An 18460-nucleotide genomic window follows, 5' to 3' on the forward strand; every position below is an offset into this window, starting at 1 on the left:
GGTCAGCCTTTCATTGTGATGGGGTACGTGATGGACAGCTGCGCGCCGACGATGTTCTCGGCGTCGAGCATGGGGGCGCGCACCTCGACCGCCGTCGGCACACCGTCGCCGGGGATGGTGCCGGTGTGGTCGAGCGTGAGCAGCGCGGCGACGGCCCGCTCGATCATGCTGTCCAGCTCGGCCGCGACCGATCGGTCGGGGCCGCGGCCGGTGATCAGCGTCGCGACGATCGTGGCGGACCACCGGGCACCGAAGGTGCTAGTGGTTTCCGGGGTGTACTGCAGGTAGGGATCGCCCAGGTCGACGATCACTAGGGGCGCTGGCGGCAGCGCGTTGTCCGCCCAGGCGGCGACCGAGAAGCCCGCCTCAGCGAGCTCGTGCTCGACCTCGCTGCGCAGAGTCAACAGGTTCACCATGTCGGCACCCACATGCGCAGCTCACGCTCGATCACCTGCAGGGGGTTACGGGTCGAGCGTTGCTGTCGTACGACGGCATCCCCACCGAACCGGTCGGGCACGTTCGATGCGGGCGCCTGGTCGCGGTCGAACAGGTCCGCGGCGACGCGCAGGTACCAGTCCCGCACGACCGCCAGGTCGATCCCGAGGGTGGCGCCGATGCGCCGATCGACGGCGGCCTTCGCGTGCGTGAGGTACTCGGTCAGCTGCGCTGCGTCCGTGTCCTTGGCCCGCACCATCGTGCGGAACTTCGCGAGCAGGTCCTCGTCTACGGCGATGTCGCCGCCGTCGATCGTGCCGCTACCCGTGTCGTCTGCTGTACCGCCGTCGACCGAGGTCATGCCCAGGTCACCTTCGTGATGCCCTTGCGCTCCTCGCTGTAGATCGACTGGTAGCCGTACAGCGAGAAGTCCTTGGTCAGGTTGATGATGTTCTCGTCCTCGAGCCGGACCGGGGCGCCGGCCGATTCCATCGTGGTGATCGCATCGCGCGAGCACACGGTGAAGGTCGGGCCGGTCAGGCGGGGCACCATGACCAGGGGCAGGTTCGCGACCGAGCCGACGATGTTGGTGCCGGAGATCCCGAGGTCGCCCCAGGTGTTCTGCCCGTCACCGTTGACCGCGAAGATCGGTCGGCCGGTGCTGTCCTTGAGCGTGAGCATCTCCTTGGCGGTGCCGCGGTCGACGACGATGAAGTCGGCGAGCAGCCCCTTGGAGTTGTCCTCGATCTCGGTGGCGGCGTCGAACGCCGCGCCGATCCACCCATCGGCGGTGGTGGGCTTGGAGGTCAGGTCGATCTCGTTGACGTTCTTGCGGGCGGTGAGGTCGTCGGTGGGCAGTCCCTCGAAGAACGCCTGCACGTATGCCTCGAACGCTTCGTAGTACTGGATCGCCAGCCAGCGCAGCGCCGCGTCGAGCCAGGCCACCGACGAGCGCTCGATGACCTGCCGCGAGAGGCTGGTGTAACCACCGACCGTGCGGACCGTCGCCGAGTCCGTGCCGATCTGGATCTTCAGGAACGCCAGGTCATCGCCCTCGTTGACCTGCTCCTGCACGGTGCCGATCTCGTTGGAGACGTACGGGTACTCGTACGACATTCCGTCGGCCGGCAGCGGCTCGGAACGGAACAGGGTCGTGAGCGGGCGCTTGCGGTCGGTCAGCCGGAGGATCTTGTTGAGCCAGGCCGGGCGGGCGAGCGAGTCGGTCTCGAGGGTGGCGCCGGTGTACGCGCGGGTCTCGAAGTCCTCGACCGCGGTGCGGTACTCGGCCAGGATGTCCTTGTCGCCGCGGGCCAGTCCCTTGAGGAACTCACCGCCCGAGCGGGCCTTGAACGTGCGCGCCCCACCGCCGGCGGGCGTGTCGAGCTTGGTCGTGATGCGCCGCTCGAGCTCGGTGATCTGATTCTGGTACTCGGCGCGGATCTCTTCGCGCAGCTCGTCCAGCTCCTGCTGTGGCATGTCGGTATCTCCTTCGGTTGCTGCGCTTCTCACGCTTTCGATGACTGCGCCTTCGTACGCCGGACGCTCGACGATGGACGTCTCACGGAGGATCACCTTCGTGCGAGCGACCGTGTCCCCGCGCATCTCGTGCTCGACCGGGACGAACCCGACCGAGAAGTGCTTGAGCACCCCGTCTCGCACGAGCGCGAGCACCTCGTCTCCGCGGGGGGTGCGCGAGACCTGCGCGGTGATCCGGTAGCCCGCGGGGGTGGAGCGGCCGACGAACCGGCCGATCGGCAGTTCGGATCGCTGCCCGCCGTGGTTGACGTGCAAGGTGCCCTCGGTGCCGTCGGGGATCGATCCCTCGTCGAAGGTCTCGGGGTAGCCGATGCGGGTGGTGACCTCACCCCACGGGACGGCGATGCCGCTGATCTCGCGCTTCTCTTCGTCGAGCCCGGTGATCGGGGCCGACCGGATCTCTTCGGTCATGCGCTCTCCTGCGTGTGGGTGTCGTACCAGCGGTGGATCTCGGGGATGGTCCAGTCCGGCCGGTTGTCGGCCAGGGCGCGGCGGAGGCATTCGTCGCGCCCCGGGTCACATACCTCGAAGCGGGCACCGGCCGCGGCGTAGTAGGCGAGCGCCGAATGGCTGGGCGCGGTGTCGATGATCCATGCAACGGGGTAGAGGGCCCGCTGAGTGGCCGCCAGGTCGATGGCGTGCCGGCGCATCAACCGCGCGAACGCGACATGCTCAGGCCAGTGGGCATGGGTATTGCGCGAACCGAGAGCCTGGGCGAGCAGATCGAAGTCGACGATGATGTCGCGCGGGTGTGCCCGCTCGCGCACGTAGGTGGTCTTGCCCGAGCACGGCGCGCCGGAGACGATAGTGATCACTGCGCCAGCTCCTGCGCGGGGGCCGGCGGGCGCGTCGGGGCGGGCGTGTACTTCGGTGGGGGTAGCGCGCGCTTGCCGTCGCGTTCGCGGATCTCGTTCGCGGTAGCGGTGCCGGCGGTGATGCGCATCTGGTCGACCTCGGCCTGGGTCTTGGAGTCCAGCCGCAGCAAGCCGGACTCGTCGAACCGGGCGGAGTTGTTGCCGGGCAGCACCTCGGTGAACGCCCGCTCGATCGCGTTGATGGTCTTCTGCAGGGTCTTCACCAGGAAGTCCAGGTTGGAGACCTCGAGGTTGACGTACGTGCGGGACTCGCCCTGCAGCGGGATGAGCAGGTCGTGACCGGAGAGCCCGAACACGCGGGCGAGCTTGCGGTCGATCGCGTCGGCCACCTCGATCATCTGCGCCTCGGCGGGCTTGAGCATCAACGCCTCGTAGTCGATGCCGTTCGACAGGATCGCCACCCGGTTGGTCGGGTCCGCGAGGAAGGCCTTCCACGACTTGGCGATCTCGTCGCGGGTCTGCGCGTTGAGGTTCTGGTCGGTGGTGAGCTTGCCCTCGGGCGGCATCCCGCCGTCGAACCATGCGAGCTGGTACTTCTGCACCGACAGCGCGAGCCGCAGCTCGGCCTGCGCGGCGTCGACGGGGCCGCGGCCGCGGGGCTCGTCGGAGAGCGTGGTGTGCCGCTTGTGCACGATCCGCGAGCGCGGCACGGTGCCGTGGGACCAGCCGTACTCACGGATGCCGGTCTGAGGGTCCATCGTCACCGTGACGGAATCCGGTGGCAGCACACGGAGATTGACCGCCTCGCCGCGGAAGCCGAGCGTCTTGTACCAGAAGAACTCGCCGTGCAACAGGAAGTCGTTTACCGACTGCTGCAGGAACTCCTCGTAGTCGACCTCGATGCTCGGCTTGGTCAGCAGCAGGGAGGGGGTTTCCTTGCGGATGCCCTTGTGGTCGTACTCGTCGAGCGAGAGCCCGGAGATCATGGTGTTGGTTTGGTCGACCGCCCGCGACACGACGGAGATTCGGAGGGCATCGCGGGCGGCGACCGCAGGGAGCGACGAGCGGGAGGGTGGGATTACGCCGGGCAGGGGGGAGTCGCCACCGGCGCTCTCATCGCGCGTCTCGAAACCGAAGAACTTCCGAATTGCTCCCACAGCTCGGAAGGATGGCACACCAACTTCGCTTATGGGAAAAACGGCGACATATGCGCAGGTCAGAAGATCGTGATCGGCGAGACGATTTCCTTCTGCTGCTCGGCGATGAACGCGCCCATGACCATCGCGTAGACCGACTCGATGTCACCGAAGCTCTTGGTCATGTCCAGTACCACACCAGAGCCTGCGTTGACGGTGACGGCCTTCGGGATCTGCGCCGCGAGTTCGGGGTCCTGGTCGTGAATGAGCCTGCCGGTCTTGACCATTGAGTGAACCATCACCGTGGCGTTGGCGATGTTCCCGCGGGTGAGGTACTCGGCCGGCAGCCCGTACTGCTGCCCGAGCGCGATGATCGTCGGGCGCATGGCGTCCGAGTCGGTGACGAACTTCTCGACGTCGTGGTGCTTGCTGAGTTCGAGGCACACCCGCTCGAGCCACTCGGTGTCCGCGTACTGCAGCGTCGCGACCCGCTCGGTGTAGACCACGTCGTCGATGCGGGTCGAGGCGAAGATCGCCACCCGATCCCACGAGCCGCGGGTGCGGGCGAACGACACGATAATCGGGTGCCGACCAGGGGGAATGCCGGACCCGCCGGCCGCGGCCCACGCCGCCGGCGTCATCCACGTGTTCTCCACGCTCACGAACTCATTGCGCCGGTAGCGCCGGTACTCCGACTCCTGCATCCCCTTACCGGCGCGCAGCTCGTCTGCGAGCGACAGACGCCCCGACGAGATCGCCGGGTTCGCCTGGCGTAGAGCCTCGGGATCGTAGAGCTCGAGGTGCGGATCGGCTTCCCAGAGGAAGAACCCGAACCGCGGATCATGGTCGGGTGCCTTCTGCGCCGCGGCACGGCCGGTCTCGTAGAGCCGCTGGAGCAGCTCCGAACGGTCGTCACCGGCGGTGGTCAAGCCCATGACCAGGGACTTTGGCTGCGCCGAGGCGCCGAGGACCAGCGCGAACCAAGCCTCGGGTTTGAGGATGTGCAGCTCGTCGAGCAGCATCAGACAGCCCGAGAAGCCCTGCAGTCCCTTGCCGTCGCCCGCGGCCTTGACCACGTAGGTGGCCGGCTTCTTCGGGTGCGTCGAGCGCACGCCGTTGCGGTCGGTGGTCTTGAACCGTGAGGCCAGGAGAGGAACATTGTCGACGCAGTAGCGGACCTTGCGGTAGAGGTTCTTCGCCTGCTCGACGGTCGAGGCAAGGGAGATCACCTCGGGTGCCCGGGGCACCATCATGATCAGCCCGTACAGCGCGAATACCGCGCCGAGCACGGTCTTGCCGTTCTGGCGACCCATCGACACGACGACCTGCTTGTACACCAGCTCGCCGGCCTTCTCGTGACCGGCCGGGTACTTCTGCAAAACCTCTCTGACCAGCCACTTCTGCCAGTCGTCGAGGCGCATCTCGTCGGACTGCTCGAACCGGAACACCGCCTCGGCGAGCTTGATCAGCCGCTCGCCCTCGCTGTAGTCGGGGTTCTCGATCGGCCGTGTGTACGTCCCCGGCAGCCAGACCGGGGGCGCGTCGATGTCAAGGGTCGCTGCGCTCATGAGCCCAGGATCTTCGCGAGCTGCTCGTCGAACGGGTCGGCCTTGCCCTCGACGTCCTCGGGCGCGCACCGACGCAGGTCGTTGACGTTCATGCGGAACTCCATAATGGCCGCTGAACTGGGCTTTTGCTGCCCGTCGATCTGGCGGGCGAGCTTGAACAGCGCCGACACGTACGGCGTGTGCTCGTCCGAGACCCACGGACAGGCGTCGAGCAGCAGGTCGACGGCCTGCTCGAAGGTGGCGTTGCGCACCACCGCCGAGGCCATCTGCTCGGGCATCGGTGGTTGGCCGGCCTCGTGCAGCGCCGCCACGTCCCGCTCGAGCATCTCCAAGCGTCTGACCAGGGCTTTTACCTCGGGGTCGCTGAGGTCCATCGCCGGCCGCCTTCCGTGTGTAGGATCCTGCACTGCCTATCATGCAAAGTCTGCGATCGGCCATGCAAGGTCCATGCAAGATCTTGCATCGCAATCCGCGACCGCCGTCTCGAGGTGTGGCCACCTCGACCTGCTGGCCCCTGGGGGGTGCAAGCGGCGGGAGGGCGCTGGTGTCGAGGGGTGGCCATCACAAAGACAGGCCCGGTGGAGCAGGCCGAGTGGCCCATGTCAAGCCCTGCAAGCCATGTAATTTCTTGCATGATCATGCAGGGCTCGATGCATGGTCATGCAGGCACCGGGCCATCGGGGAACCATCGGCCGGCGAAGTGGGTGCCTCGCTCGCCCTCGAGGCGTGCGCCCTTGCGTCTGTTACAGGTGAAGCACAGCACCTGCAGGTTGTCCTCGCTGTCGTCCTGGCTGATGACCCAGGGCACGATGTGGTCTACCTCGGGCCGGTCGTCGCTGCCGCACTGGGCACAGCAGTGGTCGTAGCGGGCGAGCACCCGTTGCTTGACTGCCCGAGGTAGGTCCCTGCGCTCACTCATGGCCGGCCAGCTCCTGCAGGGCGCTGACTGCTCGGCGGTAGTCATCGTGGTGGGGAGGCGGCACGGGGATGCCGGACCACACCATCTCGCCGAGGTGGTCCTCGTCCAGGGCTCGCTGCGCACATGGCCGGCCGAGCAGTGGGCAGCCGTGGCAGAGCACCGCGGCCTGGGCTCGCTGCTCGATCCACCGCCGGCCGGTGAGGGCCGACCACTGCCACTCGTCGGCGCGGCCGCGGCATGGGGTGTCCAGGGCAGGGGCAGGGATGCGGGGCAGCTGGCGACGAGTGCCGGGGCGCGCGCTCACAGCGGCCACTCATCGGGCTTGGAGAAGCGGGGGCCGGCCGATTGGATGCTGACAATATCGGCGATCTGATCGAGCATCTGCTCGTCGTCGATCTGGCACAGTGCCTCGGCGCCGTCCTCGATCAGCTTCACCGCGGCGTCGATCGAGAAGCGGGCACGCGCCACCGCGGGCTGCAGCTGCTCGGGCACGCGGTCGCACAGGGACTCGCACGCGAGGACGATGGTCCGGACTCGCTGCACCAGGTCCGCCGCCTCGAATCCGACTGCACTGAGATCCTTCTGCCATTCACTCATTGGTCTGCGCCTTCCTGTCCGATCCGACGAGCACGAGCCCGCCGCGGTTGTGTGCCTGCCCGGTGAGGTAGAGCAGGGCTTCGGGGATGACTGCCACGGTCGCGCCGAGCTGGGCTGCGAACACCTCGACGGGTCGCTGCAGGCCACCGGTCGTGACGACGAAGTCCGCGTGCTCGGGCATCCCGTTGCGTGCGGTCACTGTGAAACTCGTGTCCTCGAAGTGCTTGGTCACCATGCGGATCGTCTTGACGTTGCCGCTGTAGAGCGTGATCTCTTGTCGCACTGTTCTTCTCCTCTCTGTGTTCGTGCCCCTGTGGGGCGCGTGGGGGTCTGTTTGAACCTTCTGAGGGTGGAAGCTGGGTGGTGGGTCACGTCCCCCGTCCTTGCTGTTGAAAGCAAGAACGGAGGACGTGTGCTGGCTGCTCTGAGGTATGGAGCCGCCGGTATGGAGCCGCACATGTCCGCTGTCGGGAATTAGTCGACAGCCGGGCCGGGATATGAACCGTGATCCCCTGCGTGGCAGGCAAAGTGGTGTCGGGCCGTCCTTTTAGGTAAGCACCACGGCCACGGTTCGCGAACGCCGTCACCAATAGGCGTGAGAAGAGATCCCCTGCAACGGGTGACACGCCCTTGGTGAGGAGCGCCGGCCTGTTACTTACGCAGTGGCCGTCATCGCGGTGAGTAGGGATGGAGCGGTGGGGATTTTCGCCAGATCAGCGGCCGGTGCCTCGGTTGCCGGAACGGTCCTCGCGCACACCCCGCCGGGCGGGATTAATCAGTGGTGACGTACGGAATCGGCTCGTTGGGGTGAGCCAAGTCGTGGCGGCAATCCCGGCAGATCGAATCCACCGGGATCAGCCGCTTCGGGTTGAACGGCCGCTCACAGACGTCGCAGACCTGACGCTTGTAGCGGTCGCCCTGGTCGATCATTGGAGTACGGGGGTCGCAGTCTCGACGATGCCGACGAGAATGAAGCACACGACCAGGGCCGCGGCGCTCATCATGTCTCGGGCGGTCACAGCGGGAACTCTGGTGCGCGGCGGCGAGGCCGTCGGTGAGCGGCGATGGTCTTGCGGATGTCGGCGGAGACCGCATCGCTAACAGCGGAGTAGAGCCCCATGCTCAGCGAGTTGAACGCGGTGGTATAGATCGCGAGCATTGCGCTGGCAGAGATGCTCTCACCTTCGCCTATGCGTTGGCTGATCTCGTCGACCTTTGCCTGCGCGTCGGCGAGCAGCTCCTCGATCACCGCGCTCGAAACGGGGTACTCGCGGCGCTTCACTTCTGGCATGTGCACACCTTCCGGGTTGCTGCCAACTGCTCGATCTCCGAGCGGTTGAAGAGGTAAGCACCCCGGCGGCCGGTGAGTCGGCCGGCGGGGACGATGCGGCCCGTTCTGATCCACCGATGGAAGGTCGAAGTGGGGACGCCGAGCATCTGTTCGGCTTCTTTTGCGCCTATGACGTCGGTAACGGACATGGGACGAGGATTACTCATTTGAGAACAAAATGCAACATGTGATCTTGAATATGTCTATTGCTCCTGCTCAGCGCATGTGAGTAACATTTCCCGCATGACTACATCACTACACAACGGGTGGGTTATCCCGGAATGGACGCTGTCCGACCGTCTGCGCAAGGCGCGTGAGGTGGCCGATATGACGCAGACCGAGATCGCCGAGGTGCTCGAGCTCACACGCCGCACCATCGGCTCGTACGAATCTGGAGAGAGGGCGCCCAAGCGGGCCGTCGTCGCGGCCTGGGCAATGGCCACCGCCGTGCCGGTCGAATGGCTGGAAACGGGGAAGACCCCCTCACCGGATGGTGAGGGGGTCTCCGTGGTGCGCCATCAGGGACTCGAACCCCGAACCCGCTGATTAAGAGTCAGCTGCTCTGCCAATTGAGCTAATGGCGCTTGACGATGTATTCCCGGGATGCCGTCCCAGCAACGAGAAGAACATTACACACCGTCGCGCGACGCGCCAAATCGGCTGGTCAGAATGTTTCTGTAAGGTTGTGGAGGTAACGGATCGGACGGTCGGAGCGATTGTCATTCGAACGTTACCGACGTACGGGGGAGTCGCGTCGGGTCGGCCGCAAGAGAAGCTGGCATCATCGTGTTCGGTGTTGTGACGTGCGTTTTCGGTGCCTTGGGGGAGGCGGGATCGGAGTATGGAAGTGACGGAGTCGAGTGCGGGGAACCCCCGGGGTCGTCGGGTACGGGGAATCCTCGGAGTGGTCGTCGTCGGCGTTGTTGCGTTCGTCACGGGATGCGCCGGCGGTTCGGGAACGGGCGCCGAAGAAGTGCCCATCGATTCCAATCCCGTGGCGGCGCTGATCAAGCCGACGGTGTCGTCGAGTGTCGCCGACGGATCGGTCGGCTTCTCGCCGATCGACCCGGTGACGGTCTCGGTGGTCAACGGCAAGCTCGACTCGGTGACCCTGCTCAACCCTGCAGGGGAGCCGGTGCAGGGCGAACTCGCCGACGACGGACTCACCTGGGTGAACACCGCACCGCTCGGCTACAACCGCTCCTACACGCTCGAGACCGTCGCGTACGGACTCGGCGGCGCGACCACGTCGACGGCGGCCTTCACCACCTCGTCGCCGGCCAATCTCACCCAGCCCTACGTGTTGCCCGGTGAGGGTTCGATCGTGGGTATCGGCCAGCCGATCGCCGTGCAGTTCGACGAGAACATCCCGGATCGGCTCGCGGCCGAGGCGGCCATCACCGTCACCACGAACCCGCCCGTCGAGGGCGCCTTCTACTGGGTCAACAACCGCGAGGTGCGGTGGCGGCCGGAGAACTACTGGGTGCCCGGCACCGCCATCACCGTCGATGTGAACGTCTACGGCAAGGATCTCGGCGACGGCCTCTTCGGTCAGTCCGACGTCCACTCGTCCTTCACCATCGGCGATGCGGTGGTCATCACGGCGGACGACGCGACCAAGCAGGTCACTGTCACGCGCAACGGCGTCGACGTCATCGCGATGCCGACCTCCTTCGGCAAGGACTCCACGCCCACGCCCAACGGCGTCTACATCATCGGCGACCGGTTCGAGTCCATGATCATGGACTCGTCCACCTACGGCGTCCCCTCCGACTCGGCGCAAGGTTACCGCACGCCGGTCGAGTGGGCGACGCGGATGTCCTACAGCGGCATCTTCTTCCACTCCGCCCCGTGGTCGCTCGGCGACCAGGGTGTGCGCAACGTCAGTCACGGCTGCCTGAACCTCAGCCCCGCCAACGCCAAGTGGATCTTCGACAACACCAAGCGCGGCGACATCGTCGTGGTCCGCAACACCGTGGGCGGCACTCTCCCCGGAACGGACGGACTCGGTGACTGGAACATCCCGTGGTCGACATGGAAAGCCGGCAACGCTGCGGCGTGACGGGTGAAGGGGGATCGATGGCCGTTCGGGGGAGATGGTGGAGCGCTGCCTTCTGCGGTGCCGTGCTGCTCGCGGCGCTGACACCGGCAGGGGCGGCGGCCTCGCCGGTCGCGTCGTCGTCCGCTCCGGCACCGGGTTCGGTGGTCTCGCAGCTGCCGCTGCCCGACGAACTGTCGGTGCCCGGTGCCGCGACGGCCATCAAGCTCGAGTACGCCACCGAGTGGCGGTCGGGGGAGCCGACCGTCGCCACGGGCGCGTTGTTCCTGCCCGGGGGGGATGCCCCCGAGGGTGGCTGGCCCGTCATCGCGTGGGCACACGGCACGACCGGTGTGGGCGACGACTGCGCGCTCACGACCCGCACGCCGCGTTCCGATCTCGAGCGGACCTATCTGCAGCACTGGCTCGATTCCGGGTACGCGGTCGTCTCGGCCGACTTCCCGGGTCTGGGCTCCGAGGGTCTCCACCGTTATCTCGACGGCCCCAGCGCCGCGAACAGCATCGTCGACATCGTCCGGGCCGCCCGCGACGGTGGGGCGCCGCTGTCGGAGCGCTGGATCGTGATGGGGCAGTCGCAGGGAGGACACGCGGCGCTGCACACCGCTGCGATCGCGACCTCCCGCGCTCCCGAACTCGACTTCCGCGGAACGGTCGCGACGGGTGCTCCGGCGAACCTCGAACGGGCCTTCACGATGGGCGTCCCGGGCTTCCCCGATCCTGGACTGTGGGGCCTCGTCAGCTTCAGCGGGTACATCTTCGCTGGGCTGCGCGACGCCTACCCCGAGGCCGACGTCGAGGGCTACCTGACCCCGATCGGCCGTGAGGTCGTCGATCGCGCCGAAGAGCTCTGCTACGACGATCTCGAGGAGTCGGTGCGCGACATCCCGGTCGGGGATCTGCTCGCGCGCCCGCTGGCCGAGGGTCCGATGCCGTCGCTGCTGGCCGATTATCTCGCCGCCCCGGTGGACGGCTACGACCGGCCGGTCTTCCTCGCGCACGGCATCCACGACGTGATGGTCCCGTTGCCGCTGTCCGCGGCGCTCGCCGCCGATATGAAGGTCGCAGGGGCGGACGTCGACTACCGCGTCTATATGGCCGGGCACTACACGACGGTGGAGCGCTCCCGGGCCGACGTCGACGCCTTCGTGACGCGCTCGTTCGAATAGACCGGCCTGCGCGTGAGGAACCGCTGTGCGTGAGGATTCTTCCGGGAACGAGAAAACCCCCGATCGGAAATCCGATCGGGGGTTCTCTTCGGGGTGAGTGACGGGACTCGAACTCCCGTTCCTGGGAAAACATCACGATGCATTGAGAGGAAAGAAACAACCTCTCACCTGCACGAACAGTCGCTCTGTCGCTCTCAAACGAACATCTAGATACATCCCGATGCAACAGCGGTATTGCATGACGTGTTGCATGGCTCTCGTGTGCGCACGCGGGGATCTTGCAGCCTCGCGAGGTCGAGCGGACGGACGGGCTGCGGCTCATCCTCTCTCCCTCCATATCCACATTCCCCAATCCCCGAATGTGGCGACGGTTCCCGGTTCCCGCATAGGGGGTCCGGAACCGGGAACCGCAGATCGCCCAGCTTGTCGGCGCCGGCAAATTCGCAGGTGGGGATCATGTTGTCGACGCCGGCAAGATGATCACCAGCCGTCTCCCTTGTCCATCCCTCGCACCCGCATGAGGGCATAGGGCAGATCCCAACACCGAGGCTCGGAGGGGATGTGCGTGCCGGCTGCGGTGGTCAGCACCTCACATCGACGGGGCCTCGGGTCGTCCGGCCGCCAGGACTGGAAGCCGGACTCGGTAGCGGCCATGACCTGCATGAGAGCGTCTGCGAGGTCGTCGTGTCCGGCGTGCTCGGGGACCTCGATGCGCACGGCACCGGTGGGTGTCATCTCGTAGGTCAGCGCGTGCAACTGCTTGAGCAGCTCGGGATGACGAGGGAGCACGATGCGGCCCTGTTGCAGCAGCACCTTGAGCGCGCCGTATCCGCTGGTCTTGCGGCGGTTGTCCGTGGTGACCGCAGTGACCTGGGTGCGTCGGCGGCTCGAGGTCCACTCCTGCCGGTCGATGGTGTTGCGCAGCACCTGGGTGGGCATCTGCCCCACGCCGTTGGTCTCGGAGATCACCCGCACGAGGTCGTAGCCTCGGGCCACGGTGGCAATGCGGTCGATGAAGGTCGAGTAGGGCATCTTGCTGTGGTGCTCGAGCCAGGGCAGGAAGTACACCAGATCGTTCTGGAACCGGCCCCGGTTCAGCTCCCCGTCGTCGAGGACGCCGAGCAGCACGAGAGCGTTGGAGTCGTTGAACCCCCAGTCGACGCCGGCCACTGCGGCCTGCCCGTGCGCCTTGTCTGGCGGGATGAGGGCGTAGTCGGCGGTGTTGTCGTCGAGTTCGGCCGCGGTGAAGTAGGACCCGGCGTCGTCGATCCACTCGGCGTCCACCTCGCGGGCGTACTCCCGGGCGGTCATGGTCTTGCGGAAGTCCTCGAGCAGCTCGGCGTCGACGAGCGGGGAGGCGGTCGAGGGCCAATGGAAGGACTCGGCGCGGTCGCTCGGGTCGAGGCGTCCGGTCTGCCACTGCCGGTGGAAGAAGTGGTCGGTGGTCCACGGAGACGAGGCCATGACGATGCGTGAGCCGGGACGGGCAATGACGGTGAACTTCGCCGCGGTCCACAGGGCCTCGTCCATGAAGTTCGCCTCGTCGAGGATCAGCAGGTCGATAGAGCGGCCACGGACCTGCCGGGTGGAGGCGGGCACGGAGACGATCTCCGAGCCGGTCGAGAGCAGGATGCGGGACTTGTTCTCTTCGACGGCGGCCCCGGCGAGCAACGGGGAGGAGAGCAGCTCGGCAATCGAGGCCAGCACGAGCTTGGCGGCCTCCTCACCTGCCGAGAGAACGAGCGTGCGGGATCCGGGCCGGGAGAACGCCTCGTGCAGCGCCAGCACGGCGAGGGTGCGGGACTTGCCGGCCTGCCGTCCCGAGCACACCGCCCGGATCTTCGCGGACGAGCGGGCCAGCTCGAGCTGGTGCGGCCACAAGGGTGCGCGGGCGATCTCGCGGGCGAACACATCGATATCGTCGCGGGCGGCCCGGATGAGGGATCGGTCAATCGTTGCGGTCATCGTGGGTCTCCTGGGCCATGAGGGCGGCGAGGTCGAGTTTCGTTGCGGCGGCATCCTTTTGGAGCTTGGCGCGCGATACCGGGTCCATGCCGAGGGTGGCGCGCAGTGAGGCGGCGCGGCCCTCGTAGCGGTCGAGGATCTTCGCTGCGGGGACTGGGTTGCCTTGGGCGTCGAACATGCCGTGCTCGTCGATCCATGCGTGCAGCAGGTCGCACTTGGCCTCGAACCGGGCCCATGCCAGTAGTGCCGGTTCGTACGAGGGATCGCGCAGATACGGGGCTTGCTCGCGAGCGATGTCGACCCACTGCTGGGCGATCGGCTCGACCGTGCGCGGGGAGTGCGCGCCGTGTTGCAGGGAGAGGGTGTTCCCCTTCTCGAACGGGGGACGCTGCCACGAATCCACGGAGGGGACCGACACGACGCCGGCCCCCTCCGCAGCTTTGCGGGCGCGCGTCTTCGGGCGGCCCGCCACGATCACGCTCCCGGTGCGGTCACACCGCGCAGGATCACCACGGCCTCGGGGTTGAGCGGGGCGGCGTCGTAGCGGCACACCACCCGGATAGCACCCTGGTCGTAGTCACCGAACAACTCGGGCAGGACCGTGAGCGACGGGGCCAGGTCGCGCGCGACGGCGATCTTCGACGGGTCCATGAGCACGATGTTCGACTCGTTCGTGCCGGTGCCCAGATCGGCCGGCAGACGGTTGGTGACGAACACCCGGTGTCCGAGCAGCTGGTACCGGCCGGACTCGGTCACATCCGGCTGAATGAGGTACCGGCCGCCGTTGTCCTTGAGCTTGCGCAGGTTCACGAAGTCGCGCGAGTTCATGACCCACACCAGCGCGGCCGGATCGACCTCGGCACCGAGCGCCAGGCCCTCGGCGTCGTGCAGGTCGTCGATGGTGGGCACGCCGACGGCGGTCATCTCCTGCACGCCGGTGTAGTTGAGCAGTCCGAGCGGCTCGGTGCGCTGCCCGGAGACCACGGCCCCGTCTCCGACGAAGAAGGTCGCGTCGATCTTGCCGGCGACATCGTTGACCATGCGCTGCTGCACGGCGGTGATCGCGTCGGTGACGGACTGGCGGGCCAGCTCGTTGCTGTAGCGGTTCAGGGACTTGATGCTCTTGATGTTCGGCGAGAGGAGAAGCACCTCGTCGAACTCGACTTCGACCTCATCGATCTTCTCGTTCTCCCCGTGCCACGAGGGCTCGTCCGAGCCGGTGAGCAGGGGGACACGGACCGGGCCGTGCGATTCGATAATGCGGACACCGAGCGAGAGGAAGATCGACGCCTTCTGCAGCGGCACCGTAAGGATGCCGGCGACCTGCTCGGGGGACAGGATCGGGCCGTTGCCCGCGGTGGAAAGTGCCATGAGGATTGCTCCTGAGAGACGGCCGGACACACTGAGAGCCCGGCGAGTGAACGGCATTGTACGCCAAGGGGATTCGACCTGCGAGCGTCTCGCTCGAGCGGGTCTCGTGAGGTGCCGGACCTCGAGAGTGTGCGACTGCCGGGCGCCTGGCCCTTCCGTCACGTGACACTTTACCTCAAACGACGAACACCCCCGGCATAGGTACCGGGGGTGTTCTCTGCGCAGGTCGGGCCTCTACTCAACGACGACCGCTGGACTCTTCCCGCCTTCGCTCCCCTGCCTGCCATGCGCGTGCCGGAGGGGTGACGTTGACGCAGTGACTAACTGCTACCACGGAGCACCGACACGAAGTCCTGTTGCCCCGCGGCGATCTGGGCGTCGGTGTCGGCGATCCTCGGCCGTCCGCCTCCGACCGCGTTGCCCGACCGGCCCGCACCACCGACCTGGGACCCGAAGTCCCGGCCGCGCTGGGCCGCCAGGTGGGGCTTGGACTCGATCAGTTCCTTGGCCTTCGCCTCGTACTTCGCCGGGTCCGGTGCCCCGTCGTCACCGACCAGCTCGGCGGCGTCGACGAACCGCGTGAGGTCCTCGGGATCGGCCATGAGCGAGCGCACCCCCTCGAGGGCGGCGGCCGCGGCCTTCTCGTGCAGCGTCGTACGGAGCTGGTCGCGCTCGGTCGTCGCATCCTTGAGGGCCTGGCGGTTCTCGGCGGCCTCGGCGCGCAGGTCGCGGATGTGCTTTTGCGCCCAGTCGGGCAGATCGGTGATGTTCTGGCTGTCGGACATGGTTCATACCTCCTGGAAAAAGTGGGGCCGGAACAGGGTGCACAGATAGTTGCTCGTATCGCTGGCGGCCCGCACTCCCATGTCGCTGAAGTCGGCCGGTTCGACGCGGGTGCTGTAGGGCGGGGCGAGATTCTCGTCAGAGGTTGTCGTCCAGTTCCTGCTTCCGTCCTCGGCGAGCCAGTCGGTGCAGTGCGTCACCGATCGCAGCTCCTGGAGCAGCAGCGCGGGGCACGGCACGTACATCGTGGTGCCCTCGTCCTCGCCGGTCATCTCGTAAGCGTTCGCCCAGCCGATCGGCAACGGGGTCACCGAGACGGTCTCCCAGTTCTCGATGGTGCGCTTGCGGGTCTTGTTCGCAACCGGTTCTGTCATGGTTTCCTCCTGTAAGTGGTGGGTCTCTCTTTTGATCCGGTGCAAGCGGTTAAATCGGCGAAAGTGGTGCAGTGGTGCACCGGTTCAACCGATCTAGCCGCTTGCACCGCTTTCGTTGCGACCTATGCCCAACTGGCGCCAGATCGGTGCAAGAACGGCGCGTGAGTAGCCTCGAGGGCCGCGGCCGCCAGGGCGCACGGACGTGACCTTGGACGCCTGGGAGACGAGCTTGCCCATGCGGTGAGCAGTCAATTCCTTGCCGTATGCACTCTTGATGCCCCAGTACTCCGGGTTGTGCATGATCAGCCTCGTCACCAACTCGTTGGTGGGAACGAAGTCCCTGCCCTCGGGCCAGACGTCGAACAGGTCTCTCAGCATCACCATTCCGGGTGGGAGCGACTGCAATCCCGCGTCCCGTTCGGCATCCGCTTCGGCAAGGTCCCTCAGGATCAGCTCGTCGGCGATCTCGGGCCAGTGTCCACCCGCTGCCACGGCCACCCGCTTGAGCGGCCGCCACTTCTCTTTTGCCCGCCCGATGCACCCCTTCGGCAGATCCACCTGCATGGTGGGCACGTGGTCGCGCACCTCGTCGGCGAAGTCGGCAATGCGCCTTCCGAGCTTGAGTGCGTCACCTTCGATGTACTCCCAATCGGAGTCTTCGACAGTGCCGTTCAAGTCCGGCATGAGCAGCACCCGAATGGCGCGCGAGCGGGTGTCGTCGGGCAGGTGGGGAGAGTTGCCGGCCATTGCGACGGGGGCGAAGGTGGGCATTTCCTTGACTTCCCAATTGCCCCCCTTGGCCGGCACGAGCACGGGCCTGGTCGCACCTCGCCGATAGCCGCTGTTGAGAATGCCGATCAGGTCACCGACGCCGGGCTTGTCCGGCGCGAGGGATCGATCGACCTCGTCGATACAGATGGTGCGGATGCCGTTCTGCAGCAACCTCACCAGCAGTGCAGGCGACGACAGTGACGCCGCCTGCACTGGGGCGAAGCACAACCGCTGGAAGTGATCGAGAACCGTGGTCTTTCCACTGCCGGGCATGATCGAGTCGATCAAAAGCCGTGGGCTCGTGTACGTCTCGAGGGCGAGGTGTGTTGCGGTGGTCCACAGGGTGAGCAACGACAGGTCTCTGTCGTCAGGCACGGAGATGAACCGTCCGAACCATGCCTCGAGGTCGTCCAAGACCTTCGATCGGTCAGCGGTCGTCATGCTGTAGTTCCTCGATTCCTAGTTCTGCGGGGGTGCGATCTGGACCGCAAGGTCTCGGTGCCGCCCGCCCTTGCGCCAGATATGGCGAGCGACGTCGACGGACACGATCGCGTTCATGCCCTGCTCGTCGAGCCATTCCGCGGCGGCCGTAGCGGCGTCGATGTCGTGCTCATTCGGGTGCTCGATGCAGTGATGCGACCACGGGTCGGTGCAGGTGCAGCCGAGAATGTCGGGTCGTCGAGCGAGCCGACGAGACACCGAGCTGCGATGGAATCGCCTGCGACCTGCCACATTGCCGGCGTCGGCACACTGGCTGCGGCGGGTGTACTCACGCATCGCGCACCGCCTTGATGACGAGTCCCTCTGCGTCGATCTGCTGCTGGTAGACCGTGAGCAGGGCCGTCGCGAGCATGGGGGCGTCGATCAGGGCGAAGTCCGTCTCCCCGACGCCGACCACGCGCTCCCGGTGTCCGCTCGACGACACTCGCGTGCCCGACCAGACCTTCACGTAGCCGACGCCGGTGTCGAACTCGAACTCGTGCTCGGCGAAGTTCTCGAGCGTGCTCATCGCTGCACCGCCTGTCGGTCGGTGCCCGGCTCGTCGGCGAGGGTGAACGGGTCCGGTTCGTCCGGGTCGACGATCTCGCCGGCGTCGACTGCCGTGAACCGGACCTCGGCGGCGTCCTTGCGGCGCGCACGAACTGCGGAGACGACCTCGAGTGCGACGTCGACGAGGGTGCCGAGGAGAAGGCCGATGATGAGCGCGGACGCGCACACCCCGGCGATCATGTAGATGGATTCGGTTACAGTGTTCACAGGAACTCCTTGGGTGGATTTCTTCTTGAGGGCCTGGCGGTGGTGCGCCGGGCCCTCAGTCATTTGCGGCGCCGAACAGCGCCAGGAACGGCAGTCGTGGGATGAGGACTCGCCGGCCAATGCGCACAGACGGAATCGAACCGTCGTCGATCGCTCGCGAGATGGTGCGAACGTCAACGTCGAGTGCCCGCGCTGCCTCGACCCTGCTGATCGCGACGGAGCTTGAGTTCTGTAGCTCGTCGAGAGTCATTCTCGTGGTGGGCATTTCCCCTCCGGTATCAAATCCGTTGTTGGCATTGACACCATTAGAGATACCACTGTCGTCATGGAGGTGCAAGTAGAATCGTTGAGGGCACGACAACATTTCTGATACCTTCA

Annotated in this window: 27 protein-coding genes and 1 tRNA gene; 3 read left to right on the forward strand and 25 right to left on the reverse strand. The window is 66.4% G+C overall.

Annotated features, from left to right (window positions below; translation table 11 throughout):
• Nucleotides 1-2: 2 nt before the first annotated feature.
• From KXC42_RS08265 to KXC42_RS08330, 14 genes are all read right to left on the reverse strand, one after another.
• Entirely contained in the window at nucleotides 3-404 is a 402-nt protein-coding gene (locus tag KXC42_RS08265) for a hypothetical protein (protein ID WP_219130162.1), read from the reverse strand.
• A gap of 5 nt (nucleotides 405-409) precedes the next feature.
• Nucleotides 410-796 (reverse strand): hypothetical protein, encoded by a 387-nt coding sequence (locus tag KXC42_RS08270; protein ID WP_219130163.1) that lies wholly within the window; start codon nucleotides 794-796, stop codon nucleotides 410-412.
• Nucleotides 793-2382, reverse strand: a complete 1590-nt coding sequence (locus tag KXC42_RS08275; protein WP_219130164.1) for a phage major capsid protein — start codon at nucleotides 2380-2382, stop codon at nucleotides 793-795. Before KXC42_RS08275 ends, KXC42_RS08270 begins: the two co-directional genes overlap by 4 nt.
• Nucleotides 2379-2786, reverse strand: a complete 408-nt coding sequence (locus KXC42_RS08280) for a hypothetical protein (RefSeq protein WP_219130165.1) — start codon at nucleotides 2784-2786, stop codon at nucleotides 2379-2381. Before KXC42_RS08280 ends, KXC42_RS08275 begins: the two co-directional genes overlap by 4 nt.
• Nucleotides 2783-3943: a phage portal protein gene (locus KXC42_RS08285; protein ID WP_219130166.1), complete on the reverse strand. Its 1161-nt coding sequence runs from the start codon at nucleotides 3941-3943 to the stop codon at nucleotides 2783-2785. Before KXC42_RS08285 ends, KXC42_RS08280 begins: the two co-directional genes overlap by 4 nt.
• A gap of 59 nt (nucleotides 3944-4002) precedes the next feature.
• On the reverse strand, nucleotides 4003-5490 hold the full coding sequence (locus KXC42_RS08290; RefSeq protein WP_219130167.1) for a terminase large subunit domain-containing protein: 1488 nt from the start codon (nucleotides 5488-5490) through the stop codon (nucleotides 4003-4005).
• Nucleotides 5487-5864: a hypothetical protein gene (locus tag KXC42_RS08295; protein WP_219130168.1), complete on the reverse strand. Its 378-nt coding sequence runs from the start codon at nucleotides 5862-5864 to the stop codon at nucleotides 5487-5489. The genes KXC42_RS08290 and KXC42_RS08295 overlap by 4 nt, the downstream gene beginning before the upstream one ends.
• 284 nt (nucleotides 5865-6148) lie before the next feature.
• Nucleotides 6149-6409 (reverse strand): HNH endonuclease, encoded by a 261-nt coding sequence (locus KXC42_RS08300; protein WP_219130169.1) that lies wholly within the window; start codon nucleotides 6407-6409, stop codon nucleotides 6149-6151.
• A complete protein-coding gene (locus KXC42_RS08305; RefSeq protein ID WP_219130170.1) occupies nucleotides 6402-6713 on the reverse strand; it encodes a hypothetical protein in 312 nt (103 codons plus the stop codon). Before KXC42_RS08305 ends, KXC42_RS08300 begins: the two co-directional genes overlap by 8 nt.
• Nucleotides 6710-7006: a hypothetical protein gene (locus tag KXC42_RS08310; RefSeq protein ID WP_219130171.1), complete on the reverse strand. Its 297-nt coding sequence runs from the start codon at nucleotides 7004-7006 to the stop codon at nucleotides 6710-6712. Before KXC42_RS08310 ends, KXC42_RS08305 begins: the two co-directional genes overlap by 4 nt.
• Entirely contained in the window at nucleotides 6999-7289 is a 291-nt protein-coding gene (locus KXC42_RS08315) for a hypothetical protein (RefSeq protein ID WP_219130172.1), read from the reverse strand. Before KXC42_RS08315 ends, KXC42_RS08310 begins: the two co-directional genes overlap by 8 nt.
• A gap of 488 nt (nucleotides 7290-7777) precedes the next feature.
• Nucleotides 7778-7936, reverse strand: a complete 159-nt coding sequence (locus KXC42_RS08320) for a hypothetical protein (protein ID WP_219130173.1) — start codon at nucleotides 7934-7936, stop codon at nucleotides 7778-7780.
• An 85-nt stretch (nucleotides 7937-8021) separates the two neighbouring features.
• Nucleotides 8022-8297, reverse strand: coding sequence for a hypothetical protein (locus tag KXC42_RS08325; RefSeq protein ID WP_219130174.1), 276 nt, complete (start codon nucleotides 8295-8297; stop codon nucleotides 8022-8024).
• Nucleotides 8285-8485, reverse strand: coding sequence for a helix-turn-helix domain-containing protein (locus tag KXC42_RS08330; protein WP_219130175.1), 201 nt, complete (start codon nucleotides 8483-8485; stop codon nucleotides 8285-8287). Before KXC42_RS08330 ends, KXC42_RS08325 begins: the two co-directional genes overlap by 13 nt.
• Before the next feature lie 94 nt (nucleotides 8486-8579).
• On the opposite strand from KXC42_RS08330, the gene KXC42_RS08335 reads away from it, so the two are divergent.
• Nucleotides 8580-8882 (forward strand): helix-turn-helix transcriptional regulator, encoded by a 303-nt coding sequence (locus KXC42_RS08335; RefSeq protein ID WP_219130453.1) that lies wholly within the window; start codon nucleotides 8580-8582, stop codon nucleotides 8880-8882.
• Here KXC42_RS08335 and KXC42_RS08340 read toward each other — a convergent pair.
• Nucleotides 8845-8920, reverse strand: a tRNA-Lys gene (locus KXC42_RS08340). The two genes, KXC42_RS08335 and KXC42_RS08340, sit on opposite strands and share 38 nt — an antisense overlap.
• 257 nt (nucleotides 8921-9177) lie before the next feature.
• Here KXC42_RS08340 and KXC42_RS08345 point away from each other — a divergent pair.
• Complete coding sequence (locus KXC42_RS08345; RefSeq protein WP_183079146.1) at nucleotides 9178-10398, forward strand: Ig-like domain-containing protein; 1221 nt, start codon at nucleotides 9178-9180, stop codon at nucleotides 10396-10398.
• A 17-nt stretch (nucleotides 10399-10415) separates the two neighbouring features.
• Nucleotides 10416-11561, forward strand: coding sequence for a lipase family protein (locus KXC42_RS08350; RefSeq protein WP_219130176.1), 1146 nt, complete (start codon nucleotides 10416-10418; stop codon nucleotides 11559-11561).
• A 480-nt stretch (nucleotides 11562-12041) separates the two neighbouring features.
• On the opposite strand, the gene KXC42_RS08355 is transcribed toward KXC42_RS08350, so the two are convergent.
• From KXC42_RS08355 to KXC42_RS27590, 10 genes are all read right to left on the reverse strand, one after another.
• Nucleotides 12042-13526: a terminase large subunit domain-containing protein gene (locus tag KXC42_RS08355; RefSeq protein WP_219130177.1), complete on the reverse strand. Its 1485-nt coding sequence runs from the start codon at nucleotides 13524-13526 to the stop codon at nucleotides 12042-12044.
• The gene (locus KXC42_RS08360; protein ID WP_219130178.1) at nucleotides 13510-13944 is read right to left on the reverse strand and encodes a P27 family phage terminase small subunit; all 435 of its coding nucleotides are present in this window, start codon (nucleotides 13942-13944) and stop codon (nucleotides 13510-13512) included. Before KXC42_RS08360 ends, KXC42_RS08355 begins: the two co-directional genes overlap by 17 nt.
• A 56-nt stretch (nucleotides 13945-14000) precedes the next feature.
• Nucleotides 14001-14897 (reverse strand): phage major capsid protein, encoded by an 897-nt coding sequence (locus tag KXC42_RS08365; RefSeq protein ID WP_219130179.1) that lies wholly within the window; start codon nucleotides 14895-14897, stop codon nucleotides 14001-14003.
• Between the two features lie 320 nt (nucleotides 14898-15217).
• Nucleotides 15218-15682 (reverse strand): hypothetical protein, encoded by a 465-nt coding sequence (locus KXC42_RS08370; protein ID WP_219130180.1) that lies wholly within the window; start codon nucleotides 15680-15682, stop codon nucleotides 15218-15220.
• Nucleotides 15683-15685: 3 nt separating this feature from the next.
• Nucleotides 15686-16054 carry a hypothetical protein gene (locus KXC42_RS08375; RefSeq protein ID WP_219130181.1) on the reverse strand — a complete coding sequence of 123 codons (369 nt, stop codon included), beginning with the start codon at nucleotides 16052-16054 and terminating at the stop codon, nucleotides 15686-15688.
• Between the two features lie 93 nt (nucleotides 16055-16147).
• The gene (locus KXC42_RS08380) at nucleotides 16148-17266 is read right to left on the reverse strand and encodes a DUF3631 domain-containing protein (RefSeq protein ID WP_219130182.1); all 1119 of its coding nucleotides are present in this window, start codon (nucleotides 17264-17266) and stop codon (nucleotides 16148-16150) included.
• An 18-nt stretch (nucleotides 17267-17284) separates the two neighbouring features.
• Nucleotides 17285-17602 carry a hypothetical protein gene (locus tag KXC42_RS08385; protein ID WP_219130183.1) on the reverse strand — a complete coding sequence of 106 codons (318 nt, stop codon included), beginning with the start codon at nucleotides 17600-17602 and terminating at the stop codon, nucleotides 17285-17287.
• Nucleotides 17595-17834 carry a hypothetical protein gene (locus KXC42_RS08390; RefSeq protein ID WP_219130184.1) on the reverse strand — a complete coding sequence of 80 codons (240 nt, stop codon included), beginning with the start codon at nucleotides 17832-17834 and terminating at the stop codon, nucleotides 17595-17597. Before KXC42_RS08390 ends, KXC42_RS08385 begins: the two co-directional genes overlap by 8 nt.
• On the reverse strand, nucleotides 17831-18082 hold the full coding sequence (locus KXC42_RS08395; protein WP_219130185.1) for a hypothetical protein: 252 nt from the start codon (nucleotides 18080-18082) through the stop codon (nucleotides 17831-17833). The genes KXC42_RS08390 and KXC42_RS08395 overlap by 4 nt, the downstream gene beginning before the upstream one ends.
• Before the next feature lie 55 nt (nucleotides 18083-18137).
• The gene (locus KXC42_RS27590; protein WP_306838361.1) at nucleotides 18138-18446 is read right to left on the reverse strand and encodes a helix-turn-helix domain-containing protein; all 309 of its coding nucleotides are present in this window, start codon (nucleotides 18444-18446) and stop codon (nucleotides 18138-18140) included.
• Nucleotides 18447-18460: the final 14 nt, after the last annotated feature.

The organism is Rhodococcus sp. LW-XY12 (assembly GCF_019317345.1).
Classification (GTDB): domain Bacteria; phylum Actinomycetota; class Actinomycetes; order Mycobacteriales; family Mycobacteriaceae; genus Rhodococcus; species Rhodococcus pyridinivorans.